Annotated in this window: 25 protein-coding genes; 3 read left to right on the top strand and 22 right to left on the bottom strand. The window is 76.5% G+C overall.

All coding sequences use genetic code 11. From position 1 onward, the window contains the following. Positions 1–149: 149 nt before the first annotated feature. The 13 genes from LO771_RS08790 to LO771_RS08730 all read right to left on the bottom strand — a co-directional run bounded on the left by LO771_RS08790 (position 150) and on the right by LO771_RS08730 (position 13,138). On the bottom strand, positions 150–506 hold the full coding sequence (locus tag LO771_RS08790) for an Lsr2 family protein (protein ID WP_230649442.1): 357 nt from the start codon (positions 504–506) through the stop codon (positions 150–152). Positions 507–666: 160 nt separating this feature from the next. Then, a complete protein-coding gene (locus LO771_RS08785; RefSeq protein ID WP_230649440.1) occupies positions 667–1,170 on the bottom strand; it encodes an amino-acid N-acetyltransferase in 504 nt (167 codons plus the stop codon). A 10-nt stretch (positions 1,171–1,180) separates the two neighbouring features. Continuing rightward, entirely contained in the window at positions 1,181–1,783 is a 603-nt protein-coding gene (locus LO771_RS08780) for a BlaI/MecI/CopY family transcriptional regulator (RefSeq protein ID WP_230649438.1), read from the bottom strand. Positions 1,784–2,092: 309 nt separating this feature from the next. Beyond that, positions 2,093–2,263 (bottom strand): hypothetical protein, encoded by a 171-nt coding sequence (locus LO771_RS08775; protein ID WP_230649436.1) that lies wholly within the window; start codon positions 2,261–2,263, stop codon positions 2,093–2,095. Between the two features lie 5 nt (positions 2,264–2,268). Then, positions 2,269–3,792, bottom strand: a complete 1,524-nt coding sequence (lysX, locus tag LO771_RS08770) for a bifunctional lysylphosphatidylglycerol synthetase/lysine--tRNA ligase LysX (RefSeq protein WP_374228105.1) — start codon at positions 3,790–3,792, stop codon at positions 2,269–2,271. A 78-nt stretch (positions 3,793–3,870) separates the two neighbouring features. Beyond that, a complete protein-coding gene (locus LO771_RS31010; RefSeq protein WP_304944777.1) occupies positions 3,871–5,745 on the bottom strand; it encodes an LPXTG cell wall anchor domain-containing protein in 1,875 nt (624 codons plus the stop codon). A gap of 407 nt (positions 5,746–6,152) precedes the next feature. Then, a complete protein-coding gene (locus LO771_RS08760; RefSeq protein ID WP_230649434.1) occupies positions 6,153–7,016 on the bottom strand; it encodes a hypothetical protein in 864 nt (287 codons plus the stop codon). 127 nt (positions 7,017–7,143) lie between these two features. Further along, positions 7,144–7,932, bottom strand: coding sequence for a type III pantothenate kinase (locus LO771_RS08755; protein WP_230649432.1), 789 nt, complete (start codon positions 7,930–7,932; stop codon positions 7,144–7,146). A 148-nt stretch (positions 7,933–8,080) separates the two neighbouring features. After that, positions 8,081–9,058 (bottom strand): carboxylating nicotinate-nucleotide diphosphorylase, encoded by a 978-nt coding sequence (gene nadC, locus LO771_RS08750; RefSeq protein ID WP_230649430.1) that lies wholly within the window; start codon positions 9,056–9,058, stop codon positions 8,081–8,083. Further along, on the bottom strand, positions 9,055–10,740 hold the full coding sequence (locus LO771_RS08745) for an L-aspartate oxidase (RefSeq protein WP_230649428.1): 1,686 nt from the start codon (positions 10,738–10,740) through the stop codon (positions 9,055–9,057). Before LO771_RS08745 ends, nadC begins: the two co-directional genes overlap by 4 nt. A 12-nt stretch (positions 10,741–10,752) precedes the next feature. Then, positions 10,753–11,241: an aspartate 1-decarboxylase gene (gene panD / locus LO771_RS08740; protein WP_230649426.1), complete on the bottom strand. Its 489-nt coding sequence runs from the start codon at positions 11,239–11,241 to the stop codon at positions 10,753–10,755. 38 nt (positions 11,242–11,279) lie between these two features. Beyond that, positions 11,280–12,170, bottom strand: a complete 891-nt coding sequence (panC, locus tag LO771_RS08735) for a pantoate--beta-alanine ligase (RefSeq protein ID WP_304944776.1) — start codon at positions 12,168–12,170, stop codon at positions 11,280–11,282. Continuing rightward, positions 12,170–13,138, bottom strand: coding sequence for a DUF2520 domain-containing protein (locus tag LO771_RS08730; protein ID WP_308188862.1), 969 nt, complete (start codon positions 13,136–13,138; stop codon positions 12,170–12,172). Before LO771_RS08730 ends, panC begins: the two co-directional genes overlap by 1 nt. 166 nt (positions 13,139–13,304) lie before the next feature. Between LO771_RS08730 and LO771_RS08725 the strand changes: the two genes are divergently transcribed. After that, positions 13,305–14,525: a low specificity L-threonine aldolase gene (locus LO771_RS08725; RefSeq protein WP_374228104.1), complete on the top strand. Its 1,221-nt coding sequence runs from the start codon at positions 13,305–13,307 to the stop codon at positions 14,523–14,525. A gap of 73 nt (positions 14,526–14,598) precedes the next feature. On the opposite strand, the gene LO771_RS08720 is transcribed toward LO771_RS08725, so the two are convergent. Together LO771_RS08720 and LO771_RS08715 are read right to left on the bottom strand one after the other, a co-directional pair. Continuing rightward, complete coding sequence (locus tag LO771_RS08720; RefSeq protein WP_230649424.1) at positions 14,599–15,303, bottom strand: response regulator transcription factor; 705 nt, start codon at positions 15,301–15,303, stop codon at positions 14,599–14,601. 120 nt (positions 15,304–15,423) lie between these two features. Next, positions 15,424–16,635 (bottom strand): sensor histidine kinase, encoded by a 1,212-nt coding sequence (locus tag LO771_RS08715; protein WP_230649422.1) that lies wholly within the window; start codon positions 16,633–16,635, stop codon positions 15,424–15,426. Between the two features lie 226 nt (positions 16,636–16,861). Here LO771_RS08715 and LO771_RS08710 point away from each other — a divergent pair, with 226 nt between their 5' ends. Together LO771_RS08710 and LO771_RS08705 are read left to right on the top strand one after the other, a co-directional pair. Further along, on the top strand, positions 16,862–17,917 hold the full coding sequence (locus tag LO771_RS08710) for an SAM-dependent methyltransferase (protein ID WP_230649420.1): 1,056 nt from the start codon (positions 16,862–16,864) through the stop codon (positions 17,915–17,917). Further along, positions 17,905–19,074 (top strand): NADH-quinone oxidoreductase subunit D, encoded by a 1,170-nt coding sequence (locus LO771_RS08705; RefSeq protein WP_230649418.1) that lies wholly within the window; start codon positions 17,905–17,907, stop codon positions 19,072–19,074. The genes LO771_RS08710 and LO771_RS08705 overlap by 13 nt, the downstream gene beginning before the upstream one ends. Positions 19,075–19,177: 103 nt before the next feature. Here the strand turns inward: LO771_RS08705 and LO771_RS08700 are convergent, their stop codons facing one another. The 7 genes from LO771_RS08700 to LO771_RS08670 all read right to left on the bottom strand — a co-directional run bounded on the left by LO771_RS08700 (position 19,178) and on the right by LO771_RS08670 (position 25,747). After that, positions 19,178–20,167: a hypothetical protein gene (locus LO771_RS08700; protein WP_230649416.1), complete on the bottom strand. Its 990-nt coding sequence runs from the start codon at positions 20,165–20,167 to the stop codon at positions 19,178–19,180. Positions 20,168–20,490: 323 nt separating this feature from the next. Continuing rightward, positions 20,491–20,982 (bottom strand): DUF3180 domain-containing protein, encoded by a 492-nt coding sequence (locus LO771_RS08695; protein ID WP_230649414.1) that lies wholly within the window; start codon positions 20,980–20,982, stop codon positions 20,491–20,493. A 104-nt stretch (positions 20,983–21,086) separates the two neighbouring features. Beyond that, positions 21,087–21,674 (bottom strand): 2-amino-4-hydroxy-6-hydroxymethyldihydropteridine diphosphokinase, encoded by a 588-nt coding sequence (gene folK / locus LO771_RS08690; RefSeq protein WP_230649413.1) that lies wholly within the window; start codon positions 21,672–21,674, stop codon positions 21,087–21,089. A gap of 42 nt (positions 21,675–21,716) precedes the next feature. Further along, positions 21,717–22,076 (bottom strand): dihydroneopterin aldolase, encoded by a 360-nt coding sequence (gene folB, locus LO771_RS08685; RefSeq protein ID WP_230649541.1) that lies wholly within the window; start codon positions 22,074–22,076, stop codon positions 21,717–21,719. 217 nt (positions 22,077–22,293) lie between these two features. Continuing rightward, positions 22,294–22,806, bottom strand: a complete 513-nt coding sequence (locus LO771_RS08680; RefSeq protein ID WP_230649412.1) for a nuclear transport factor 2 family protein — start codon at positions 22,804–22,806, stop codon at positions 22,294–22,296. Beyond that, positions 22,803–23,669, bottom strand: a complete 867-nt coding sequence (gene folP, locus LO771_RS08675) for a dihydropteroate synthase (RefSeq protein ID WP_230649410.1) — start codon at positions 23,667–23,669, stop codon at positions 22,803–22,805. The genes LO771_RS08680 and folP overlap by 4 nt, the downstream gene beginning before the upstream one ends. 233 nt (positions 23,670–23,902) lie before the next feature. Then, complete coding sequence (locus LO771_RS08670) at positions 23,903–25,747, bottom strand: phosphatidylglycerol lysyltransferase domain-containing protein (RefSeq protein WP_230649408.1); 1,845 nt, start codon at positions 25,745–25,747, stop codon at positions 23,903–23,905. Positions 25,748–25,826 lie beyond the last annotated feature (79 nt).

Raw genomic sequence — 25,826 nt, 5'->3', positions numbered from 1 at the left:
CCCGGGCCCCCCCCCGCCCGGGGCCGCCGCCCCCGGGGGGCCCCGGGGCCCCCCCCCGGGGGCCCGGCCCCCCCCCCCCCGGCCGGGGGGGCGGGCCCCCCCCCCGGGACGGGGGGAAGGGCTCCGTCGGGCGGAAGGGCCGGGCCGGTTCAGGCGTGGGCGTCCTCGTAGGCCTTGCGGACGTTGCTGGGCACCCGGCCCCGGTCGTTGACGGGCATGCCCTGCTCCTTGGCCCAGGAGCGGATCTTGGCCGTCTCCTGGCTGCTGCTCGCGGGCCGCGGGCCCGCGGCGGCGGGGCGGGCGCGGCCGGCACGGGAACCGCCCACCCGACCGCTCTGCTTGCGGCCCTTCTCGACGAACGGCGCGAGCACCTCGCGCAGCCTGTCCGCATTCTCGCTCTTGAGGTCGATCTCGTAGGCAACGCCGTCGAGAGCGAACATCACGGTCTCGTCCGCCTCACCGCCGTCGAGATCGTCGACAAGAAGAACCTGCACCTTCTGCGCCACGGGCTTCCCTTTCCACTAAACGACGGATTGCCTTGGGGAAAGGAAACCGCTTTTCCGCGGAAAACACAAACCCCCCGGCCCGCGGACCGGCGCGGCGGCGCCGGGCGCACGCCCGCGGCGACGGGAGCCGCCGTACGGGACGATAACCGCCGCAGTCCCTTCACAGAACCAGGAGCATGCGGGAGTTCCCGAGCGTGTTCGGCTTCACACGTTCGAGATCCAGGAACTCCGCCACGCCCTCGTCGTACGAACGCAGGAGCTCTTCGTGGACATCGCCCTCCACCGGGGTGTCGCCGATCTCGACGAAGCCGTGTTTGGCGAAGAAGTCCACCTCGAAGGTCAGGCAGAAAATGCGCCGCACCCCCAGCCAGCGGGCGGTGTGCAGCAGTTTGTCGAGCAGCAGGTGCCCGATGCCGAGGCCCAGGCAGGACGGGTCGACGGCGAGGGTGCGGACCTCGGCGAGGTCCTCCCACATCACGTGCAGGGCGCCGCAGGCCACCACCCGGCCGTCGCAGTCGCGCTCGGCGACCCAGAACTCCTGCACGTCCTCGAAGAGGGTGACGGTGGGTTTGTCGAGCAGAATCCGCTCACGGGCGTAGCCGTCGATGAGTGCGCGCACGGCCCGCACGTCGCTGGTCCGCGCACGGCGGATCGTGACCTCCATGACGGAGACGCTATCGCGCCGCATCCGGCGGCGGGCCGCCCTGTCCGGGCCCGCGTTCCCCGGCGGCCGGCGCGGGCGGGGGCGAATGTCCGGACGGAGGGCCGTCCGCGGGGCCGTCCGCCGCTTCCGTACCGGAGGTGCGGCCGCCGGACACGGCCGTGCCGGCCCGTGCGGTATCGGGCCCGCCCGTATCCGGCGTATCCGTATCCGGCGCACCCGTATCCGGCGGGGTGCGGTCGGAGTGCGCGGGATCGGAGGGGGCCGCCACCCGCAATGCGTCGCGCAACGCCTCCTGCTGTTCCGGCGACATCATCCCGAAGAAGTGCACAAGTGCCGCCGCGGGGTTGTCGCTCGTCGCCCACGCGTCGTTCATCAACGCAGCCGTGTACGCCTCGCGGGAGGAGACCGGTTCATATCGGTAGGCGCGCCCCTCGCGTTCCCGGCGCAGCCAGCCCTTCTGGAAGAGCTTGTCCATCACCGTCATCACGGTGGTGTACGCGATCTCCCGTTCCCGGTGCAGGTCCTCCAGCACCTCGCGAACGGTCACCGGGCGGTTCCACTGCCACACCCTCGTCATGACCTCGTTCTCGAGTTCGCCGAGTTGCCGCACCATCCGGAGCACCTCCCTCGGCCGAGTCGGCAGCGCGCCGTACGGAAGCAAGGCGGGCAAATACACCATAGACGGCAATGCGGACGGAGCGCGGCATGCGGCATCAGGCGGGCGGCGCTGCGGGGTCCGCGGCCGGGGGTGTGGTGCCGCGGGGCGCGCGGCCGGGGGTGGGTGCGGTGCCGGGGGGTGCGGGGCTCAGGGGACGGGAGGACGCCGGAGCCGCCACCGCGGTGCGGTGGCGGCTCCGGTGGGTCGTGCGGAGGTCCGGCGGTGCCGGACGGGACCGGGCGGGGGGCCCGGGCCCGGGGTCCGCTACTCGGCGGCGGCGCGGGGCGCGTGCGCCGCCTCGGCGGCGAGGGCGTCCGCGTAGGCGTCCTCCTTGGCCTTCTGGGCCCCGCCCTGGCTGCGGATGATCGCACGGATGACGAAGCCGAAGCCGACCGCCATCACCAGCGGGGGCACGATCGCGCTGACGTAGTCCACCGTCGTCACACTCCTTCGGGCTTGACCAGGGGGAAGAGGACCGTCTCCCGGATGTTCCTGCCGGTGAGCAGCATGATGAGGCGGTCCACGCCGAGGCCCATGCCGCCGGTGGGGGGCATGGCGTACTCAAGGGCGCGCAGGAAGTCCTCGTCGAGCTGCATGGCCTCGACGTCGCCGCCGGCCGCCAGCAGCGACTGGGCGGTGAGGCGGGCCCGCTGCTCGACGGGGTCGATCAGCTCGGAGTAGGCGGTGGCGATCTCGGTCCCGAAGATCACCAGGTCCCACTTCTCGGCGACGCCGGGCAGGCTGCGGTGCGCCCGGGTGAGGGGGGAGACCTCGACCGGGTAGTCCTTGATGAAGGTTGGCGCGACCGCGTTCTCCTCCAGCAGCCGCTCGATCATCTCCAGGACGATCTGGCCGTGGCCCCACTTCTGCTCGTAGGGGACGCCCGCCGCGTCGGCGAGCTTGCGCAGCTGCTCCACCGAGGTCTCCGGGGTGACCTCCTCGCCGAGGCGCTCGGAGATGCCGGGGTAGACGGACACCTCGCTCCACGGCTCGGCCAGGTCGATCTCGTGCTCCACCCCGTGCGCGTCGGTGCCGCGCACCACGGTGGTGCCGAGGGCGTCGCGGGCCGCGTTGAGGATGATCTCCCGGGTCAGCTCGGCCTGGGTGCCGTAGTCGCCGTACGCCTCGTACGACTCCAGGGCGGTGAACTCCGGGTTGTGGGTCGCGTCGGCGCCCTCGTTGCGGAAGTTCCGGTTGATCTCGAAGACCTTCTCGGCGCCGCCGACCACCAGCCGCTTGAGGTACAGCTCGGTGGCGATCCGCAGGTAGAGGTCGATGCCGTAGGCGTTGATGTGCGTGGTGAACGGGCGGGCGTTGGCGCCGCCGTGGATCGGCTGCAGCATCGGGGTCTCGACCTCGGTGTAGCCGCGGTCCTCGTAGGTGCGGCGGATCGAGCGGACCACCTTGGAGCGCAGGTACAGCATCTCCCGCGCCTCGGGGTTGACGATGAGGTCCACGTAGCGCTGGCGGACCCGGGCCTCGGGGTCCGTGAGGCCCTTGTGCTTGTCCGGCAGCGGGCGCAGGCACTTGGCGGTGAGCTCCCAGCGGTCGACCATCACCGACAGCTCTCCGCGCCGGGAGGTGACCACCTCGCCCTCGACGCCCACGTGGTCGCCGAGGTCGATGTCGCGCTTCCACTCGGCGAGGCGCTCCTCGCCCAGCTTGTCCAGCGACAGCATGACCTGCAGGTCGCCGCTGCCGTCGCGGAGGGTGGCGAAGCAGAGTTTGCCGCCCGTGCGGCTCAGCACGACCCGGCCGGTCACGCCCGCCCGCGCGCCGGTGGCGGTGTCGGGGGCGAGGCCGGGGTGCTCGGCCCGCAGGTCCGCGATGGTGGTCGTGCGCGGGAAGCCGACCGGGTAGGGGTCGACGCCGGCTGCGCGCAGCCGGTCCAGCTTCTCGCGCCGGACCCGCATCTGCTCGGGGAGGTCGTCCGGGGCGGCGGGGGCGGAGGTCTGCTCTGTCACCACACCAGGGTATCGACGCGCCGGGGGTGCGGTGCGACCGGATGACGGTCGCGCCGCACCCCCGGCGGAGTCCGCGGGTCAGGCCCGGCGGCGCCGGACGGCGACGAAGAGGCCCGCACCGACCGCCACGGCGGCGGCGCCGGCTCCGGCGAGCAGGCCGGTCCCGGAGGAGCCGGTGGAGGCGAGGTCGCCGCCGCCGGTGGACGATCCGCCGGTGGAGCCGCCCGTCGAGCCGCTGCCGCCCGCCGAACCGGTCGTGGAGCCGCCCGTCGAGCCGCCCGTGGAGCCGGAACCGCCGGTGGAGCCGCCCGTCGAGCCGCCGGTCGAGCCGGAACCGCCGGTCGAGCCGCCGGTCGAGCCGCCCGTCGAGCCGGACCCGGCCTTCGCGGTGACGAGGACGGCCGCCTCGTTGTTGCGCTCCGTCGTCTCGGGTGCGAAGGCCTGGACGAGGAAGTCGCCGCGGGCCCGGTCGAGCGCCCGGGACGCCTTGACGGTGAAGGTCGTCGAGGCGGAGCCGCCCGCCGGGAGCTTGCCCTCGATCCAGCACAGGTAGACGCGCCCGTGCGCACCGGCCCGGGTCCGGGCCGAGCGGACCTCGCCCCGCAGCCGGTCGGCGAGCCGCTTCTGCACCGGGCCGCCCCCGGAGGCGGCGAAGGCGCCGGCCGGCGGCTCGGCGCAGTACCGGGGCGTCCTCTCCACGGTGACGCCGGCCGGCAGCGCGACCAGGGAGAGGGCGGAGGCGGTGGCGGGGGTCTCGCCGGGGAAGCCGAGGTCGGCGGCGGGGACCGCCTGGACGGCGGCGGTGCCGACGTTGCGGACGGTGAGGGTCAGGTCCGCCGGCCTGCCGACGGTGCCGGTGACGGCGGCGGGGAGGGCCGCCAGGTCCGTGGTGAGGCCGGTCTCCAGCGTGGTGAGCGTCACGTTGTCGGCGAAGTCGATGTCCTTGGCGGCGGACCGCACGCCGGGCGCGGCCTCCAGGGTCAGCGCGGGGCCGGTGCCGGCGGTGCCGCCGGTGAAGTGCGCGGAGTCGACCTCCCCGCCCGCGACGTCGAAGGCGAGGCCGAGGAAGCCCGTGCCCGCGTCCTTGTCGGCCGCGACCGTCAGCGGCGCGGAGAGCCGCTGGACGGTACCCGCCGGCAGGACGGCGGCGTCGAAGCGGCAGAGGACGGTCGTGCCGGGGAGGAGGGGCTTGTCCTGGCCCTGGTGGACGCCGTAGCGGCAGTTGCTGTGGCTGCCGGCGAACCGGAAGCCGCTCTGCACCTCGGCGAGCATCACGACGCCCCTGGCGTCCTGGTCGCCGTTGTTCGCGACCACGCCGGACAGCGGGACGGTGCCGCCCGGGGCGATCCGGGTGGCGGAGGGGAGCTGCTGGACGGCCAGGTCGGGGCCGGAGGCGATGCGGAACCGGGTGGCCACGGCCTCGGGGTCCTGCGCGGCGTGGTCGGCGGTCACGGTGTAGCGGATCGAGCCGGAGGCGCCGGGCGCGGCGCCGGCGGCGGCGCGGATGCCGAGGCCGAAGTGTGCGAAGTCCCTGACGGAGGCGGCGGTGCAGACGGCACGCAGCCGGGAGGCGTCGGCGAAGGAGCAGCCGGCGGGGAGCTGCAGCTCGGCCCGGCCGGCCAGGGCGCCGGCGTCGACGGTCAGGCGCAGGCCGGTGACCCGGCCCTCGCCCTCGTCGCCCACGGTGAGGTCGAGGGGCTTGAAGGCGTCCGCGGCGCCGGCTGCGGCGGGGCGCGGCGCGACGGTCACGGAGGGCGGCGCGTCGACGAAGAGGAGCGCGTCCGCACCGGACGGGGCGGTCACGCCGGACGTGCCGGTCGCACCGGTCGTACCGGCCGCACCGGTCGCGTGGGCGGGTACGGCGGCGACAAGCCCGGCGGTGAGGAGGGCGGCGGCCGCGGCGGCCGCCGAGGCGGCGGACCGGGCGGTCCGCCGGGTGCGCTGGTGTCCCATGGGGGTTCCCTGCAGCGGAGGAGTGGAGATCGGAGACCTCGGATCCAACCAGTCCGGCGCCGGGGGGCGAGTACGCAGTCGGGGCGAATGGGACGACTTGTGAAGCTGTTGCAGAACTGTTGCAGCGATCTGCGGGTGTACCGGGTGTTACGCCGGGACCGGGGCTGTCCGCGGCGCAGCCGGGCGGGGCCGGCGCCTCGGAGCCGGTGTCCCGGGGCGGGCGCCTCGGAGCCGGTGTCCCGGTGACGGCGCCTCGGGGCCGGTGTCCCGGGGCGGGGTCCGCCCGGCCGCCGGACGGCGCGGCCGCGCCGGGGGCCCGGGGGCGGTGCGCGGGAGGGGACGGGCGGAGGTGCGGCGGGCCCCGCCGCCGGGGAGGGCGGCGGAGCCCGGGGCAGGGGCCGGTCCGGTCAGCCGGTGCCGGTGGCGAGCTCGGTGTCGTCGTGGTCCTCCGGTACGGCGGGGGCCGCGGGGCGGGGGCGGCGCGCGAAGAGGTCCGCGGGGGTGGGGACCTGACGGGGGCCGGACTGGCCGCCCCGGTCCCGCTCCGCCCCCTGCTCGGCGGCGGGCTCGGGACGGCAGGGCTCGGCGGTGCTCATCGGGATCGGTCCTCCGTGGCTCGTCGGGGCGTGGCTGGTCGGGGCGTGGCTCGTCGGGGCGGCGCCGGTGAGGGCACGGCCGGTCGGGACGTGGCCGGCGAGGGCACGGCCGGCGGAGGCCCGGCCGACCGTGGCGCGGCCCGCCGGGGCCGGGACCGCGGGGGCCGGGACCGCGGGGACGGCGGTCAGGTGCCGCGGCGGGGTCGCCGCGGCGGCGGCCAGGCGGTCCCGCACGGCGGCCTCGGCCAGGGCGTGGCAGCGGCCGGCCAGCCGGGAGCGGCGGGCCTGTTCGCCCCGCCCGCAGGGCAGGGCGGCCAGCCGGCGGAGCGCGCGGAGGTCCTCCGGCCCGGGGAGGTAGCCGTCGGCGACGGCCTCCTCCAGCCGCTCCAGGTAGCCGGGGGCGCCGCCGGGCAGGGCATCGCGGTAGCGGGCGAGGTCGGCGAGGAGGAAGGCGCGCAGCCGCCCGCCCTCGCGGACGGCCTCGTCGATGGACTGGGCCAGACGCAGGAAGTCCTGGACGTCCTCGGTCCACACGTCGCCGTCCCAGGGTGTCCGGACCACGCCGCTCTGCGAGGGGACGGCCGGATGGAGGACCTGGGTGAGGGCGCGGCGCAGGACCCGCAGCTCGTCGGAGCTGAAGGCCATGCCGCCCCGGGACCCGTGTGGCGTAGGCATGGCTTGACGGTACGTCGGTTATGCCCGGTTCGATGGCATTGACGCGAGCCCGTGTCCCGATTGGCGGATGGTGCGGTGATACGACCTTTCGCGTGACGTGACGGTGTGTCGGCCGGGCCCGGCGGGGTCAGCGGGCGGGTGCGTTGCGCTCGTAGACGAGGCGCAGTCCGATGAGCGTCAGCCAGGGCTCGTGCTCGTCGATGGAGGCGGCCTCGCCGAGGACCAGCGGGGCGAGGCCGCCGGTGGCGATCACCTGCACGTCGTCGGGGTCGTCGGACAGCTCGGCGGCCATCCGGCCCACCACGCCGTCGACCTGGCCGGCGAACCCGTAGAGGATGCCCGCCTGCATCGCCTCCACCGTGTTCTTGCCGATCACGCTGCGCGGCCGGGCCAGTTCGATCTTGCGCAGCTGGGCGCCGCGGACCCCCAGCGCGTCGACCGAGATCTCGATGCCGGGGGCGATGGCGCCGCCCACGTAGTCGCCGCGCTGGTTGACCGCGTCGAAGGTGGTGGCGGTGCCGAAGTCGACCACGATGCAGGGGCCGCCGTAGAGGTGGTTGGCGGCCAGCGCGTTGACGATGCGGTCGGCGCCCACCTCCTTGGGGTTGTCCATGAGGACGTGCACCCCGGTCTTCACCCCGGGCTCGACGAGGACGGCGGGGACGTCGCCGTAGTAGCGGCGGGTCACCTCGCGCAGCTCGTGCAGGACCGACGGGACGGTGGAGCAGATCGCGAGCCCGTCCACCGAGTCCTCGCCGAGCACCGGGTGGGCGCCCATCAGTCCCTGCATGAGCACCGCCATCTCGTCGGCCGTGCGCCGCGGGTCGGTGGAGACCCGCCAGTGCTCGACGATGTCCTCGCCGTCGAAGAGGCCGAGGACGGTGTGGGTGTTGCCGACGTCGATGGTGAGCAGCATGGGGCGAGTCCTGACGGGTCGTGGGGCCTGACGGGTCGTGGGACGTGGCGGGTCCGTGGGACGTGGGGCGTGTCGGACACGGCGGCGCGCGGGACGTGCGGGACGTGCGGGGGCGCCCCGCCCGGCGGCCGCCGGGCGGGGCGGACGGTCAGGCGCGCAGGTCCAGGCCGATGTCCAGGACCGGGGCGGAGTGGGTGAGGGCGCCGACGGCGAGGTAGTCCACGCCGGTCTCCCCCACCTCGCGGGCGGCGGCCAGGGTCAGCCCGCCGGACGCCTCCAGCCGGGCGCGGCCGGCCACCAGCGCGACGGCCTCCTTCAGCTGCGGCACGGTGAAGTTGTCCAGCAGGACCAGGTCGGCGCCGGCCTCCAGCACCGGCGGGATCTGGTCGAGGGTGTCCACCTCGACCTCCACCGGGAGGTCGGGGTAGGCCGCGCGGACCGCGCGGAACGCCTCCGCGACGCCGCCGGCCGCCACCACGTGGTTGTCCTTGACCAGGGCGGCGTCGGAGAGGCCCATCCGGTGGTTGAGGCCGCCGCCGCAGCGCACCGCGTACTTCTCCAGGGAGCGCAGGCCCGGGGTGGTCTTGCGGGTGTCGCGGACGGCCGCGCCGGTGCCCTCCAGGGCGTCGGCCCACGCGCGGGTGGCGGTGGCGATGCCGGAGAGGTGGCAGAGCAGGTTGAGCGCGGTGCGCTCGGCGGTGAGCAGGTCGCGGGTGCGGCCGCGGACGGAGAGGAGCACCTGGCCGGCCTCGACCCGGTCGCCGTCCTCCACGTGCCGCTCGACCTCGAACTCGTCCTCGCAGACCAGCGAGACCACGGCCTCGGCGATCCGCAGGCCGGCGACGGTGCCGGCGGCGCGGGCGGTGAAGTCGGCGGTGGCCTCGGCCTCGGCGGGCACGGTGGCGGCGGAGGTCACGTCCTCGCCCCCGGCCAGGTCCTCGGCCAGCGCCAGGGTGGCGATGTCCTCCACCTCGACGGGGTCCAGGCCGGCCCCGGCCAGCAGCTCGGCGAGGGCCGGGTCCAGGCCGCTCTCGTACGCCTCGCCGTCGCCGCAGGCGCAGCCGTCGCCGCAGCCGCCCGCCAGGGGGAGCTCTTCGAAGGGGTGGTCGTGGGACACGGTGCTCACTGCTCCTCGGGGGCGGTGACGGGGCTGTCGGCGGTGACGGGGGCGTCGGCGCCGGCCGGCAGGGTGGTGGTGAGGTGGCGGCGCCAGCGGGCGTCGTCGCGGTCGGGGAAGTCCTCGCGCCAGTGGCAGCCCCGCGTCTCCTCGCGGAGGGAGGCGGCGCCCACGAGCGCGGTGGCGACCAGGTGGAGGTTGGCGGCCTCCCAGGTCTCCACGCGCGGGTCCGCGGACTTCCCCTCGGCGAGCTGCCCGCGGGCCTCGGCGGCGAGCGCCGCCAGGCCGTCGGCGGTGGCGCGCATGGACGCGGCGGAGCGCAGCACGCCCGCCCCGGCCGTCATCAGGCGCTGCACCTCGGCACGGGCCTCGGGCGGCGGCAGCGGAACCGTGCGGGCGGCGCCGGCGGCGGGGGCGCGCTCCGGCAGGTCGCCCGCGGCGTGCCGGGCGGCGAGGTCGGCGGCGATCCGCTCGGCGAAGACCAGGCCCTCCAGCAGCGAGTTGGAGGCCAGCCGGTTGGCGCCGTGCACGCCGGTGCAGGCGACCTCGCCGCAGGCGTACAGGCCGGGCACCGTGGTGCGGCCGCGCAGGTCGGTGCGGACGCCGCCGGAGGCGTAGTGCGCGGCGGGCGCCACCGGGACCAGCCCGGTCACCGGGTCGATGCCGTGCGACCGGCAGGACGCCAGGATGGTCGGGAACCGCTGCTCCCACATCTCCGCGCCGAAGTGCCGCCCGTCGAGGAACATGTGGCGCGCGCCGGTCTCCTGCATCCGCCGCATGATGCCCTTGGCGACGATGTCGCGGGGCGCCAGCTCGGCCAGCTCGTGCTGCCCCACCATGAAGCGGACGCCGTCGGCGTCCACCAGGTGGGCGCCCTCGCCGCGCACGGCCTCGGAGACCAGCGGCTGCTGGCCCTCGGCGTCCGGGCCCAGCCAGAGCACGGTGGGGTGGAACTGCACGAACTCCAGGTCGGCGACCTCGGCCCCGGCGCGCAGCGCGAGCGCGACGCCGTCGCCGGTGGAGACCGCCGGGTTGGTGGTGGCGGAGAAGACCTGGCCCATGCCGCCGGTGGCCAGCACCACGGCGCGGGCGTGGACGGCTCCCACGCCGTCGCGCTGCCCCTCCCCCATGACGTGCAGGGTGATCCCGGCGGCGTGGCCGGAGGCGTCGGTGAGCAGGTCCAGCACGAGGGCGTGCTCGACGACCTCGATGCCGGGGTCCGCGCGGACGGCGGCGACCAGGGCGCGCGATATCTCGGCGCCGGTGGCGTCGCCGCCCGCGTGGGCGATCCGGCGGCGGTGGTGGCCGCCCTCCCGGGTCAGCAGGATCTCGCCGGCGTCCGTGGTATCGAAGGCGGCGCCGGTCGCGATGAGGCGGCGGACGGCGTCGGGGCCCTCGGTGACCAGGACCCGGACCGCCTCCTCGTCGCACAGGCCCGCGCCCGCGACCAGGGTGTCCTCCAGGTGCTGCGCGGGGGTGTCGCCCTCGCCCAGCGCGGCGGCGATGCCGCCCTGGGCCCAGCGGGTGGAGCCGTCGTCGAGCATCGCCTTGGTCACCACCATCACCCGCCCGACGGCGGCGCGGGCGCGCAGGGCGGCCGTCAGGCCGGCGACGCCGGAGCCGACCACGACCACGTCGGTGGCGGCGGTCCAGCCGGGGGCGGGGGCGGTCAGTCTGTGGGTGGGGGGCATGGTGGCTCCGTGTCAGTGGGCGGCCGGGGCCGCGCCGTGCTCCCCGTCACCGTACGCCCCGCGCCCGGACGGGGCTGCGGGGGCCGGGACGCGGACGGCGTCCCCCCGCACGGTGTCCGTGCCGGGGAGGGCCTCCGCGGGGTCGCCGCCGAGGCCGGTGATGCGGTTGTCCGCGTCGACGAAGACGACCTTCGGCACGTACGCGCGGGCCTCGGCGTCCTCCATCTGCCCGTAGGCGATGAGGATCACCAGGTCGCCGGGGTGGACCAGCCGGGCGGCGGCGCCGTTGATCCCGATCACGCCGCTGCCGCGCGGGCCGGCGATGGTGTAGGTCTCCAGGCGGGCGCCGTTGTCGATGTCGACGATGTGGACCAGCTCGCCGGGGAGGAGGTCGGCGGCGTCCAGCAGGTCCCGGTCCACGGTGACCGAGCCGACGTAGTGGAGGTCGGCCTGGGTGACGGTGGCACGGTGGATCTTGGACTTGAGCATGGTGCGGAGCATGGGTCACGCCTCCTGTGGTGAGTGCATGCCGGAGTGGCTCAGAGCGCGATGCGGACGTTGTCGATCAGCCGGGTGGTGCCGACCCGGGCGGCGACCGCGAGGACGGCCTCCCCGGTGTGGCCGTCCCCCGCCTCGGTGAAGCCGGCGGGGTCGATCAGCGCCAGGTAGTCGAGGTCGACCGGCGGCGAGGCCGAGGCGGCCTGCGCGAGGACGGCCGCGGCCGCCTCCCGCACGGCCCGCGGCCCCCGCGCGGCGGCGTCGCGGCCGGCGTGCAGGGCGCGGGAGAGGGCCAGCGCGCTGGTCCGCTCCTCCGGGGAGAGGTAGCGGTTGCGGCTGGAGAGGGCGAGGCCGTCGGGCTCGCGGACGGTGGGGACGCCGACGATCTCGACCGGGAAGTTCAGGTCGGTCGCCATGCGGCGGACGACGGCGAGCTGCTGGGCGTCCTTCTCCCCGAAGAACGCGACGTCGGGCCGGGTGAGGTGGAGCAGCTTGGCGACGACGGTGCAGACGCCGTCGAAGTGGCCCGGCCGCGAGGCGCCCTCGTACCGGTCCCCCATCGGCCCGGCGGCGACCCGCACCTGCGGCGCGCCGCCCGGGTAGACCTCCTCGGCCGAGGGCGCGAAGACCGCGTCGGCGCCCGCGTCCCCGGCGAGCCGCAGGTCGGCCTCCAGGGTGCGCGGGTAGCGGTCGAGGTCCTCGCCCGCCCCGAACTGGAGCGGGTTGACGAAGACGGTGACGACGACGAACCCCTCGCGCCCCACCCGCTCGCGGGCGGCCCGCACCAGCGTCGCGTGGCCCTCGTGGAGGGCGCCCATGGTCATCACCACGGCCGTGCGGCCGGGGGCGGCGGCGCGGGAGAGCAGGTGCTCCAGCGCGTCGCGGTCGGGGACCAGTGCCGCGGCGGGGTCCCCGCCGGTCCGGGACCTCATCACTGCTCCCCTTCTCCGCCGGGCCCGTCGGCCAGCACGTCGAGCAGCGCCTCCGCCGCGTCCGCCTTGAGCATCCCCGCGGCCAGCGCGCGGTCGGCGGTGGCCCGCGCCATCGCCCGGTACGCCTCCGTCACCTGCGGCGAGACCCGGCGCAGCTGCTCCAGGTGGCGCCGCACGGTGCCCGCGTCGCCGCGGGCGACCGGGCCGGTGAGCGCGGCGTCGCCGCCGCGCAGCGCGTTGTCCAGGGCCGCTCCCAGGAGCGGGCCCAGCATCCGGCCGGGCTCGGCGACACCGGCGGCGGCCAGCAGCTCCTTCGCCTGGGCGACCAGGGTGACCAGGTGGTTCGCGCCGTGGGCGAGCGCCGTGTGGTAGAGCGGCCGGACGTCCTCCGGCACCCACTCGGGCTCGCCGCCCATCTCCACCACCAGCGCCTCCGCGACCGGCCGCAGCTCCTCCGGGGCGGTCACCCCGAACGGGCAGCCGGCCAGCCGGGCGACGTCCACGGCGGTGCCGGTGAAGGTCATCGCCGGGTGCAGGGCCAGGGGCAGCGCCCCGGCCCGCACGGCGGGCTCCAGCACGGCGGTGCCGTGGGCGCCGGAGGTGTGCACCAGGAGCTGGCCGGGCCGCACCGCGCCGGTGGCCGCGAGGCCCGCGGCCAGGTCGGCCAGCGCGTCGTCGGGGACGGTGAGCAGCACCAGGTCGGCCGCCGCCATGACCTGCGGCGGCGTCACCAGGCGGACCCCGGGCAGCAGGGTCTCGGCGCGGCGCCGGGACGCGGCGGAGACGCCGGAGGCGGCGACGACCCGGTGGCCGGCCAGCTGCAGCGCGGCGCCGAGCGCCGGGCCGACGCGCCCGGTGCCGACGACGCCGACCGCCAGGCGGGCGGGCCGGTTGCCGGGGTCGGAGGGGTCGCCGAACTCGAAGTCGGGCAGCCCCGCCGGGCTCGCCCCCTCGTCGGGTGGGTTCACGGCTCTGAATCGACCTTCATCCGTTCCAGTCCTCTTCGGGTACCGGACGTACCCCGCCATCGTACGGAAGTACCGCACGGGCGCCCACCTCCCCTCCCGGCGCCGGGCGGGGTGCGGTCCGGAACGGGCGCGACACGGCCGGGACCGGTGGGGGATGATGCCCCGCATGGACGGCGACACCGGCATGGACGGCGACACCGGCAGGGACGGCGACACCGGCGGGGACGGCGGGACCGGCAGGGCCCGGGAGCGGGAGATGCGGGAGAGGCGGACGGCGGCGCTGCGCGGCTGCGACCGGGTGCTCTCGCAGGGACGGCCGCGGACCGTGCGGGAGCGGCTGGCGGAGCTGGCCGCGCTGGCGGACCGGCCCGACACCGGCGGCGGGGACTGGGGGCTGGACGGGCCGCCGGACGTGTACGGCGACGGTCCGGTGGACCGGCTGGAGCGGCGCACCGCGGAGCTGCTGGGCTTCGAGGACGCCGTCTTCTTCCCCACCGGCACCATGGCCCAGCAGGCGGTCCTGCGCTGCTGGGCGGAGCGCACCGGCAGCCGCACCGTCGCCATGCACCCGCTCGCCCACCCGGAGGTGCACGAGCGGGACGCGTACGCGGTGCTGAGCGGGCTGCGGAGCGTCCACCCGACCACCGCGCCGCGGCTGCCGACGGCGGCGGAGGTGCAGGGCCTGGACGAGCCCTTCGGGACGCTCATGCTGGAGCTGCCGCTGCGCGACGCCGGCTTCGTCCTGCCCACGTGGGACGAGCTGTGCGCGGCGGTGGACGCGGGGCGCGGGCGCGAGGCGGTGGTCCACGTCGACGGCGCCCGGCTGTGGGAGACGACGGCGCACTTCGGGCGGACGCTGCCGGAGATCGCGGGGCTCGCGGACTCGGTGTACGTGTCGTTCTACAAGTCGCTGGGCGGACTGTCCGGGGCGGCCGTCGCCTGCCCGGCGGAGGTCGGCGCGCAGTGCCGGGCGTGGCGGCACCGGTACGGCGGGCAGCTGTTCCAGCAGTGGCCGACGGTGCTCTCCGCGCTGCTCGGACTGGAGCGGGAGCTGCCCCGGCTGCCGGAGTACGCGGCGCACGCGCGGGTGGTGGCGGCGGCGCTGGGCGGCGCCTTCGCCGGGATGCCGGGGGCGGTCGTGCACCCGGACCCGCCGCACACCCACCAGTTCCGGCTGTGGCTGCCGTACCCGGCCGGGATGCTGGAGGAGGCCGGGCTGCTGCTGGCGGAGGAGACCGGGCGGGCGCTGTTCGGCGGGTGGCGGGAGGGTCCGGTCCCGGGGCTGTCGGTGACCGAGGTGACGGTAGCGGCCTCCGCGCTGGAGTGGTCGGCGGAGGAGGTCGCGGAGTCCGCGGCGGGGCTGCTGGAGCGGCTGGCGCGGGCGTGACCGGGGCGGGTGCAGGCGGTGCGCGTGCGGGCGGTGCGGGCGTGACCGGGGCGGGTGCGGGCGGCGCGTCCGGTCAGGCCGCGCCGCCGGCCCGGACCAGCCCGGTCTCGTAGGCCAGCACCACGGCCTGCACGCGGTCGCGCAGGCCCAGCTTGGCCAGGATGCGGCCGACGTGGGTCTTCACGGTCGCCTCGGACAGCACCAGCCGCGCGGCGATCTCCCCGTTCGACAGCCCCTGCGCGACCAGCAGGAAGACCTCCCGCTCCCGCTCGGTCAGCCGGGCCACGGCGGGGGGCCCCGCGGCGCGGTGCGGGCCGGGCAGCACGTCGGCGAAGCGGTCGATCATGCGGCGGGTGGTGGTCGGCGCCACCACGGCGTCGCCCGCGTGCACGGCGCGGATCGCGGCCACCAGCTCGGCGGGCGGCACGTCCTTCAGCAGGAACCCGCTGGCCCCGGCCTTCAGCGCGGCGAAGGCGTACTCGTCCAGGTCGAACGTGGTCAGGATCAGCACCTTCGGCGCGTCCGGGCGCGGCGTGCCGTCGGGGGCGAGGCAGATGCGGCGGGTGGCCTCCACGCCGTCGGTCCGGGGCATCCGCACGTCCATCAGGATCACGTCGACCGGGGGCTCCGCCGCCGGACGGCCGGCCAGCACCTCCAGGGCGCGGGCGCCGTCGCCGGCCTCCGCGGCGACCTCGATGTCGGCCTGCGACTGGAGCACCATGCGGAATCCCGTGCGCAGCAGCTCCTGGTCGTCGACGAGCATCACGCGGATGGTCATGGGTGGTTCTCCTCGGTGGTGGCCGGCGGGGACGGTTCCGGGCGGGGCGGTTCGGGCCGGGCGGTTCGCGGCGGGCGGTTCGCGGCGGGCGGGTGCGGGCGGGGTCGTCCGGGGCGGTGCTCAGGCCGTGGTCGCCGCCCGGAGCGGCAGGACGGCGCGGATGCGGAAGCCCCCGCCCGGCCGCGGCCCGGCGTCCAGGCTGCCGCCGACCATGCCGACCCGCTCCCGCATGCCGATCAGCCCGTGGCCCTGCCCGTCGGCGCCGCCCTGCTCGTACAGCTCGGCGACCGCGCCGCGGCCGTCGTCCTCGACCCGCACGTCCACGGTGCCGTCGGCGAAGCGGATGCGGACCTCGGCGCGGGCGTCGGGCCCGCCGTGCTTGCGGACGTTGGTGAGCGCCTCCTGCACGATCCGGTACGCGGTGAGCTCCACCCCGCGCGGCAGCGGGCACGGGCTGCCCTCCAGCGCGAAGTCGACGGGCAGGCCGGCGCCGCGGACCTGCTCCAGCAGGTCGGGGAGCTGCTCCACCCCGGGCTGCGGCACGTACTCGCCCTCGCCGGGGTCGGCCGAGCGCAGCACCCCGAGCAGCCTGCGCATCTCGTCCAGCGCCTGGCGCCCGGTCGAGGCGATGGTGGCCAGCGCCTCCCTGGCCTGTCCGGGTGAGGCGTCCATGACGTAGGCGGCGCCGTCCGCCTGGACCACCATCACCGACACGTTGTGCGCCACCACGTCGTGCAGTTCGCGGGCGATGCGGGCGCGCTCGGCGGCGACGGCCACCTTGGCGCGGGCGTCGCGCTCGCGCTCCAGGCGGGCGGCGCGGTCCTCCAGCTCCGCGTAGTAGGCGCGGCGGACGCGGGTGAGGCGGCCCAGCGCCCAGCAGAGCACGAAGGGCACCGAGAGCAGCACGCTGACCAGCACGATCTGGCCGGGCTGGTGCATGCGGGGGTCGTCCGCGGTGCTGAACCGCCACAGTGTGAGGGGCCCCGCGGCCAGGCCGGCCGCCAGCGCCGTCCGCGACGCCCAGCGGGAGCCGAAGGCGGCGGCCGTGTAGGCGAGGACCAGCAGGGCGATGGCGGTGGGGTTGGGCTCCCACCCCGCGGCCACCTGGAGCAGGCCGACGGCGAGGCCGCCGGCCAGGGCCGCGTCCGGGAACCGGCGGCGCACGGCCATCAGTCCGGCGAGCATCGGGGCGACCACGAGGAAGGAGGCCGTGGAGTAGCGGTGCTCGGGGGCGGAGGCCTCGGACAGCACGCCCAGGCCCAGCACCAGCAGCGCCCACCCGGTGTCGGCCACCGTGGGGCGCCTGCGGAGCCACGCGTAGAGGTGCTGCACGCTCTCCAGCCTAGGCAGTCGGCGGGGTGCCCCCGGTCCACCGCCAGGCCGATCCGCCCTACTCCCCAGGTCGGAGAGAGGGGAGGCCGGGTCGGGGACGGCGGGGGGCTCCGGCGGTGCGGGTGGTACGGAGAGGTGCGGGTGGTACGGGCGGTGCGGGAGGTGCGGGCGGGCAGGGGGCGGGCGGACCGCCGCGGTGCGGGCGCCGCCGGGTAGCGTCCCGGTCATGACGTGGACGGGTTGGCGGGAGGCCGCGCAGCGGGCGCTGTACGGCGAGGGCGGCTTCTACCGGCGGCCGGAGGGCCCGGCCGGGCACTTCCGCACCTCGGTGCACGCCTCGCCGCTCTTCGCGGACGCCGTGGCCCGGCTGCTCGGCGAGGTGGACCGGGAGCTGGGACGGCCCGCACGGCTCGACCTGGTGGACGTCGGGGCCGGCCGCGGCGAGCTGCTGTGCGGGGTGCTGGCGGCCGTGCGGCGCGGCGACCCGGCGCTCGCGGCCCGGCTGCGGCTCCACGCGGTGGAGGTCGCCGGGCGGCCCGCCGGGCTGCCCGCGGAGGTCGCCTGGTCGGCGGAGCCGCCGCAGGGGGTCTCGGGGCTGCTGTTCGCCAACGAGTGGCTGGACAACGTGCCCGTCGACGTCGCCGAGGCCGACGGCGACGGGGTGCTGCGGTACGTCCTGGTCGACCCCGCCACCGGGGAGGAGCGGCCCGGCGGGCCGCTCTCCGCGGCGGACGCCGCCTGGGCGGCGCGGTGGTGGCCGGACGCGGCCGTCCCGGAGGCGGCCGTCCCCGGCGCCCGGGTCGAGCTCGGCGCCCCCCGCGACGCCGCGTGGGCCGCGGCGGTGGCGTCCCTGGAGCGCGGTGCCGCGGTGGCGGCGGACTACGCCCACGGCGCGGCGGACCGGCCGCCCTTCGGCACCCTCGCGGGCTTCCGCGACGGGCGGGAGGTGCGCCCGGTGCCCGACGGCTCCTGCGACGTGACCGCGCACGTGGCGCTGGACGCCTGCGCCGCGGCAGGGGAGGCGGCCGGGGCCGTCCACAGCCTGTGGACGACGCAGCGCGAGGCGCTCAGGGCGCTCGGCGTCGGCGGGGCCCGCCCCCCGCTCTCCCTGGCCTCCACCGACCCGGCGGCCTACCTGCGGGCGCTGTCCGCCGCCGGGGAGGGCGCGGAGCTGACCGACCCGGCGGGGCTGGGCGGCTTCGGCTGGCTGGTGCAGACGGTCCGCATGCCGGTACCGGGCGGCCTGCGGGGGGCCCGGGAGTGGCAGACTTGCCGCCCATGAGGGAGACCACGGTCGGCATCGGCTCCGGTGCGGAGAACGTCACCGAGCTCGGCACCAGCGACATGGTGCTCAACATCGGTCCGCAGCACCCGTCCACCCACGGCGTGCTGCGGCTGAAGCTGGTGCTGGACGGCGAGCGGATCGTCTCCGCCGAGCCGGTGGTCGGCTACATGCACCGGGGCGCGGAGAAGCTCTTCGAGGCCCGCGACTACCGCCAGATCGTCATGCTCGCCAACCGCCACGACTGGCTGTCGGCGTTCTCCAACGAGCTGGGCGTCGTCCTCGCGGTGGAGCGGATGCTCGGCATGGAGGTCCCGGAGCGGGCGGTGTGGCTGCGCACGCTGCTGGCCGAGCTCAACCGGGTGCTCAACCACCTGATGTTCCTCGGGTCGTACCCGCTGGAGCTGGGCGGCATCACCCCCGTCTTCTACGCCTTCGAGGGCCGCGAGACGCTCCAGCACGTGCTGGAGGAGGCCTCGGGCGGCCGGATGCACTACATGTTCAACCGGGTCGGCGGCCTCAAGGAGGACCTGCCGGCCGGCTGGACCGGCCGGGTCCGGGCGGCGGTCGCCCAGGTGCGCGCCCAGATGGGCCGGATCGACGACCTGGTGCTGGGCAACGAGATCTTCCGCGGCCGCACCGCGGGCGTCGGCGTGCTGGCCCCGGAGCTGGTCCACGCGTACGGGGTGAGCGGGCCCATCGCCCGGGCCTCGGGCGTCGACTTCGACCTGCGGCGCGACGAGCCGTACCTGGCCTACGGGGAGCTGGGCGACGTGCTGCGGGTGGCCGTCCGGGAGGAGGGCGACTGCCTGGCGCGCTTCGAGTGCCTGCTGGAGCAGACCCACGTCTCCCTCGACCTGGCCGACGCCTGCCTGGACCGGATCGCCGGCCTGGCGCCGGGCCCGGTCAATCTGCGGCTGCCCAAGGTCCTCAAGGCGCCCGAGGGCCACACCTACGCCTGGACCGAGAACCCGCTGGGCGTCAACGGCTACTACCTCGTCTCACGCGGCGACAAGACGCCGTGGCGGCTCAAGCTGCGCTCCGCCTCGTACAACAACATCCAGGCGCTGACCGAGCTGCTGCCGGGCACGCTGGTGGCCGACATGGTGGCGATCCTGGGGTCGATGTTCTTCGTGGTGGGCGACATCGACAAGTAGCCGGCGGGCGGCCCGCGGGGTCCCCCCGGCCGCCCGCGGGCGGCCGGGCACGCCGGGCCCGCGGACGGGCCGCGGGCCCCGGCGGCCGCTCCCGGGCGGCGGACTACTGGGCGGCGCGCAGTGCCCGCACGTCCATGTGCTCGGTCGCGTCGTGGGGCGTGAGGTCCACCACCGCGGGGTCCTCGGCGGAGTCCTCCGCCGTGCTCCCGGCGGCCGGCCCGGCCGGTGCCGCGCCCGCGTCCGCGTAGCGGGCCTGCTCGGCGACGGCCTCGTCGCCCACGACGTCGGTGAGGTCGCCCGCGGCGGCCGCCTCCGCGGCGCCCGCGGCCGCCCTCTGCGCGGCGCGGTCGAAGAAGCTGAAGCCCTCGGTACGGGCGACCACCGGGCGGGGCCGCTGCCTGGTGGCGGGCATGACCGCGGCGGCGGGTCCGGTCGGGGTGTGCGCGTGCTCGGACCGGGCCGGCGGCAGCGCGGGGGCGGTGCGGCCCTCGGCGGCGGCGCGGCGGCGGGCGCTCTCGGCGTTCACCTGGGCGGCGACCCGCTGGGCCTGCGCCACCGCGGCGCGGCGCTCCAGGGTGCGCAGCACGGCCGCGGCCCGGACGTACGCGGTCGGCGTCACGGGGTGGCGGCCGGGCCGCAGGTCGGCGGCGCGGCGGCGGGACGCCTCGGCGTCCCTGACGGCCTGTTCGGCGGCGAGCACGGCGCGCTCGCGCAGCAGCCGGGCGTTCTCCGTCTCGGACCGCGCCAGCCGGGACTTCTCCACGGCCAGGCGCCGGCCGAGGCGGGAGACCCGCTCCTCGGCGACCTCCACCGCGTACTCCAGCTCGGCGACCTGCTCCTCGTGGCGCTCCTCCGCGCGCTGCCGGGCGATGGAGGCGGCGTCCAGCGCCTGCTCCCCGGCCCGGTCGCGGCGGCGCAGCAGCACCGCGCCCGCGAGGGCGGCGGCCACGGCGGCGGCGCCGACCAGCCGGAGCAGCGCCGCGTCGTCGCTCAGCAGCACGACCGCACCGGCGGCACTGGTGACCGCCCCGGTGGAGAGCGGGGGGAGGAGCCTGCTGATGGTCGACGATTGACGGTGGCGTCCGCGTGGCATGGCCAAAAACTAGCGCGCCCCTCCGGGCCATGTCAGCCGCCGGAGCGGATCGTGTCGGGACGGGAACAATCGGCGACGCAGAGTGATCGACACATGACCCTTCGCAGGGGGAATGCCGCCCCTGGCGGGACCGCTCCCCCGCCGATCGGCGGGGTGGGGACGGGTGGGAGGGCCCGGTCGTCCGCGGGGCCGGGACGGCCGCCGGTGACGTCGTCGTCGTGGAGGTGGCGCCGGGTCGTCCGCGCGGGGCCGGGACGGCGCGGACGGGCAGGCCCGCGGGGCACCGCGGACCGGCGGGCCCGCGGGCCGTCGCGCGGCGGGCGTCAGCGGACGGCCGGGGCCGCGGGGTCGTCGTCGTTGTCGTTGTCGTCGGGGAGGCGGCAGATCTGCTGCAGCCAGAGCGCGGCGACGACCACGGCGACGCCCGCCAGCACGGCGAGGCCCGCCGTCACCGCCTGGGTCCTGCGGGCCGGCTGGTCCAGCAGGGACAGCAGGAAGACGCCCGTCCCCCCGTACACCCCCACCGCCAGGGCCGCGACCAGGGCGCTGGCCTGGCCCAGCACCACCGCGCGGGCCGCGCTCAGCGGGTCCACGCCCCGGGCGTCGGGCTCGCGGTCGCGCTGCGCCCGCAGCCGGGCGCGGATCGAGATCGCCGCGGCGAGCAGCACGACCGCGACCACCGCCAGCACCACCGGCGCGGCGGCGGGCACCCCGGGCAGCTCCCCCAGGGAGTCCCAGAGCTTGGCGCCCGCCCAGGAGAGCACTCCGGAGACCACGGCGATACCGGCCAGCAGGGCTGGGCGAAGCGGCTTCACGCGGAAGGCGTCCTTCCTGGGAGCGGGCGGCGGGCACTGCTTACCGTACTGGGCGGGAACGCGCGGCCCCCGCCGCCCGTTCCCCGCGGCGCTGCGGCGCCGTCCTACTCGGGGAGCCTGAGCTGCAGGTCGTCGCGGCGCCGCACGCCGTCGGTGCCGGCCTGCGCCAGCAGGTCCTCGACCCGGCCGCGGCCGGGCAGCTCGGCGCCGGGGTCGGCGTCGTGCCACGGCGCGAGGACGAAGCCGCGCTCGTGCGCCCGCGGGTGCGGCAGGGTCAGCGCCGGGTCCTCGGAGACCACGCCGTCGTAGGCGACGATGTCGACGTCCAGGGTGCGGGGGCCCCAGCGGACCTCGCGGGTGCGGCTGAAGGCGTCCTCCACCGCGCCGGCCCGCTCCAGCAGGGAGCGGGGGTCCAGGGTGGTGCGCAGCAGGGCCACGGCGTTGAGGTAGCCCGGCTGGCCGGCGGGGCCGCCCACCGGGTCGGTCTCGTAGACCGCCGAGACGGCCTTCACCCGGACGCCCGGGGTGTCCTCCAGCGCGTCCACCGCGCCCTGCAGGTTCTCCAGGCGGTTGCCCAGGTTGCTGCCGAGGGCGATCACCGCCGGCCGGGGGTTGTGCAGGGTGCTGTCCGCGGAGTCGACGGTGTGCTCGACGCCGAGCGGCACCGGCGACGTCGTCGGGTCGCTGCTCATCCGGTTACCTCGCTTCGTCCCGGAGCCGGGTGCCGCGGCGCGTCATCCGCGGCTCCGGTGGATGGTGATGGTCACGTCGTCGAACGGCACGGTGATCGGGGCGTCCGGCTTGTGCACGGTCACCTCCACCTCCTGTACCGGGTCGTGCTTCAGGCACTGGTCGGCGATGCGCTGGGCCAGGGTCTCGATGAGGTCCACCGGGTCGCCGGAGACGATCGCGGTCACCTCCTCGGCGACGATCCCGTAGTGCGCCGTGCGGGTCAGGTCGTCGGCCTCCGCGGCCGGACGGGTGTCCAGGTGGAGCACCACGTCGACGACGAACGTCTGGCCCTCCTCGCGCTCCCGCGCGAAGACGCCGTGACGGCCCCGGGCACGCAGGCCGCGCAGTGCGACACGGTCCAGCAATCGAATCACTCCAGAGACAGAACACCGGCGGGCCCCGTTGCCCGCCGGTACCGAATCTACCTCCGACCTCGGACGGTCCCGGGAGGCCGCCGACCGGGGGGCGGAACCGTCCTACCCGCGCACCGCGGCCCCCAAGCCGGGAACCCGGCCCGGCCAGGTGAACATCCGGTGCAGGGTCCCGCATTCCCCCGGGCGCGCCGCCGGGCGGCGGGCGTCAGCCCTCGTCCTCGGCATCGGTGCTGGTCAGGACGGGGGAACCGTGGTGCGACCAGAGGCGCCAGCCGTCGGCGGTGCGGCGGAAGACGTTCGTCGTGACGACCTTGCCGCCGACCAGCGGCCCCAGCCCGCCCTCCTCCTCCGCCTCGCCCCCGGAGAGGATGTTCTCGGTGCAGGTGACGAGCGCCACATCCCCGGCGACCTGCGCCTCCACGTCGGTGAGGATGAACTGGATGTAGTCGGTGTCCGCCATCAGCAGCATGTACGAGCGCAGCACCCGCGCCCGCCCGCGCAGCACCGGCCACCCGGGGTGCACGCACACCACTCCCCCCGCGTCGTCGGCGTCCGCCGCCGAGAGCCAGACGTCGGTGAGGGCGTCCGCGTCGCCCCGCTCCAGCGCCTCGTAGAGCGCGGTGTTGGCCGCGAGGACCGCCGCACGGTCCGCCGCCGCACGGTCCGCGGCGCCGCCGTCGCCGGCCGCGCCGCCGCCCGTCCAGCCGGGCGGCGTCATTCGGCGGCCGCCCGCTGCCAGGCGGCGACGACCCGGACGGCGTCGGCGGTGGCCCGCACGTCGTGCACCCGCACCGCCCAGGCGCCCGCCTGGGCGGAGAGCGCCGAGACCGCGGCGGTCGCGTCGTCCCGCTGCCGGGCCGGGCGCGGCTCGCCGGTGGCCGGGTCGGCCAGCAGCGCGCCCAGGAAGCGCTTGCGGGACGCGGCCACCAGGACGGGCCGGCCGAGCGAGACCAGGGAGTCGAGGGCGCCCAGCAGGGCCCAGTCGTGCGCGGCCTGCTTGGCGAAGCCGAGCCCGGGGTCGAGGATCACCTGCTCGGGCCGGACGCCCGCGGCGACCACCGCCTCCATCCGCTGCTGCAGCTCCTTCACCACGTCGGTGACGACGTCGTCGTAGACCGCGAGGCTGTTCATGTCCGCCGAGTGCCCGCGCCAGTGCATCACCACGAAGGGCACGCCGGTCTCCGCCGCGACCCGGGCCATGTCCGGGTCGGCCAGGCCGCCGGAGACGTCGTTGACGACGGCCGCGCCGGCCGCCACCGCACGCTCCGCGACGGACGCCCGCATGGTGTCGACGCTGACGACGGCGCCGGCCGCGGCCAGTTCCCGCACCACCGGGACCACCCGGCGCAGCTCCTCCTCCTCGGGCACGCGGACCGCGCCCGGGCGGGTGGACTCGCCGCCCACGTCCACCAGGTCGGCGCCCTGCGCGACCAGGTCGAGGCCGTGGGCGACCGCGGCGGAGGGGTCGAGCCACCGGCCGCCGTCGGAGAACGAGTCGGGGGTGACGTTGACGACGCCCATCACGGCGCAGCGGTCCAGCGGGGGGAGGCCGGGAAGCGCCGAGGCGGTGGGGGTGCTCATGGGCCCATTATCGGCGGTGCGGACCGCCGTGCGCCGGGCAGGGCGGGGACGCCCCGCCGCGCCCGGCACCGGGCGCGACGGGGCGTCCGGGACCGGGCGCGACGGGGCGTCCGGGACCGGGTCCGTGCGCGGCGGGAGGCGCCGCGGTCCGGACACCGCGGCCGGGACACGCCGGGCCCCGGACACGCCGCGGCCCGGACGGCGCTGCCGTCCGGGCCGCGGGGCGCCGGCGGTCAGGCCGCCAGCTGCGCGCGCTTGGGCTCCGAGGGCCCGCCCTGCCCCAGACCGCGGCGGCCGAGGCGGGGCATGCCGAGGGTGATGAAGGCCTCCGCCTGCATCGCGGCCAGGCCGATCCGCGGCAGGTCGCGGGCGGCCGGGTAGACCAGGAACCGCGGCTCCCACTCCGGCTGGAACTTGGCGTTGAACTTGTACAGCGACTCGATCTGGAACCAGCGGGACAGGAAGACCAGCAGCCCCCGCCAGGCGCGCAGCACCGGCCCCGCGCCGAGCCGCTCGCCGCGCGCCAGGGCCGAGCGGAACATCGCGAAGTTCAGCGACACCCGCCGGATGCCGAGGCCCGGGGCGGCCTGGAGCGCGGCCACGATCAGCAGCTCGTTCAGGCCCGGGTCCGCGGCCCGGTCACGGCGCATCAGCTCCAGCGAGATGCCGTCGCGGCCCCACGGCACGAAGTGCAGCACGGCCTTGAGGTCGCCCAGCGCCGGGTCCCCGGCCGGCTCCTCCGGACCGGCCTCGCGGTGCGCGGTCACCACCAGGCAGTCGTCGTCGGTGGGGTCGCCGAAGCGGCCGAGCGCCATGGAGAAGCCGCGCTCGGTGTCGGTGCCGCGCCAGCGGGCCGCGGCGAGCGTGATCCGCTCCCGCTCCTCCGGCTCCAGCTCCGCCACCCGCCGCACCTTGCAGGAGTAGCCGTTGCGCTCGATGCGCTTGACCATCTGCCGGACGTTGCGCATGGCCCGGCCGGAGAGGGAGAAGGCGTCGGTGTGCACGATGGCCTCGTCGCCGAGCTCCAGCGCGTCCAGACCGGCCTCCCGGGTCCACACCTCGCCGCCGACCTCGCTGCAGCCCATCACCGCGGGCACCCAGGCGTGGGCGCGGGCCTCGGCCATGAAGACCTTGATGGCGCCGGGCCACGCCTCGACGTCGCCGACGGGGTCGCCGGAGGCCAGCATCACGCCGGAGACCACCCGGTAGGAGATCGCCGCCTTGCCGGTGGGCGAGAAGAGCACGCTCTTGTCGCGGCGCAGCGCGAAGTAGCCCAGCGAGTCGCGGTCGCCGTGCCGGTCCAGCAGGGCCCGGACCTTCCGCTCGTCCTCGACGGTGAGCGCCGCCACCGGCTCGGACGGGCGCAGCGCCAGGTAGGCGGTGGTGAGCGCGGTGAGCAGGCCGAGCGCCGCCAGCGAGTAGCCGACCAGGTCGGAGGTGCGCTCGTAGGTGTAGCGGATCGGGCCCTCGAAGCCGAAGAGGCCGTAGACGACGTGCTGGATCCGCTCGCCGAGGCCGGGGTTCCCGATCTCGCTGCGCGGGTGGACGCTCACGATGAGCAGGCCGAGCAGGAAGCTGACCGTGCCCATGCCGAGGAGGTTCCACAGGGCGCGCCACCGCGTGCGCGGGTCGGCCCGGGCGTAGAACTCGCGGCGGTGCGCCAGCATCACCACGAAGAGGATCAGCGAGACCGCGGCCGGCACGGCGGCGTGCCACCGCAGCAGGTGGAGGGCGGCGCTGACCGGCAGCAGCACGACCACCGCCCGCCAGGCGCGCCGCTTGCGGCGGCGCAGGGCGTGGGCCAGGAGCACCAGCAGGATGCCGATCATCAGCGAGCCGGCGGTGGCCAGGGTGGTGACCCCGCCGGGCAGCATCCCGGCGAGCTCGTGCATCCTGGAGCGGCGGAACCGGGGGAAGACGGCGCCGGCGATGTCCAGCAGACCGATGACCAGCGTGGCGTACCCGACGGCGGTGGGCACCCACGCCTGCGGCGCGGCGGCGGCCTGGTGGCGCAGCGTCTGCAGGCCGAAACGCCGGTCCTGCCGGGGGGACGGCTCAGTGGGCACGGGATCGCTCATGGTTCTTCAGCGTAGGCGTGAAAGCAGAACGCTCCGTAGACCTGAAGTATGAGACGCGATGATTCCCCATGACCACTCC

The organism is Streptacidiphilus sp. ASG 303 (assembly GCF_020991365.1).
Classification (GTDB): Bacteria; Actinomycetota; Actinomycetes; order Streptomycetales; family Streptomycetaceae; genus Peterkaempfera.
This window is presented reverse-complemented; position numbering and strand designations above follow the sequence as displayed.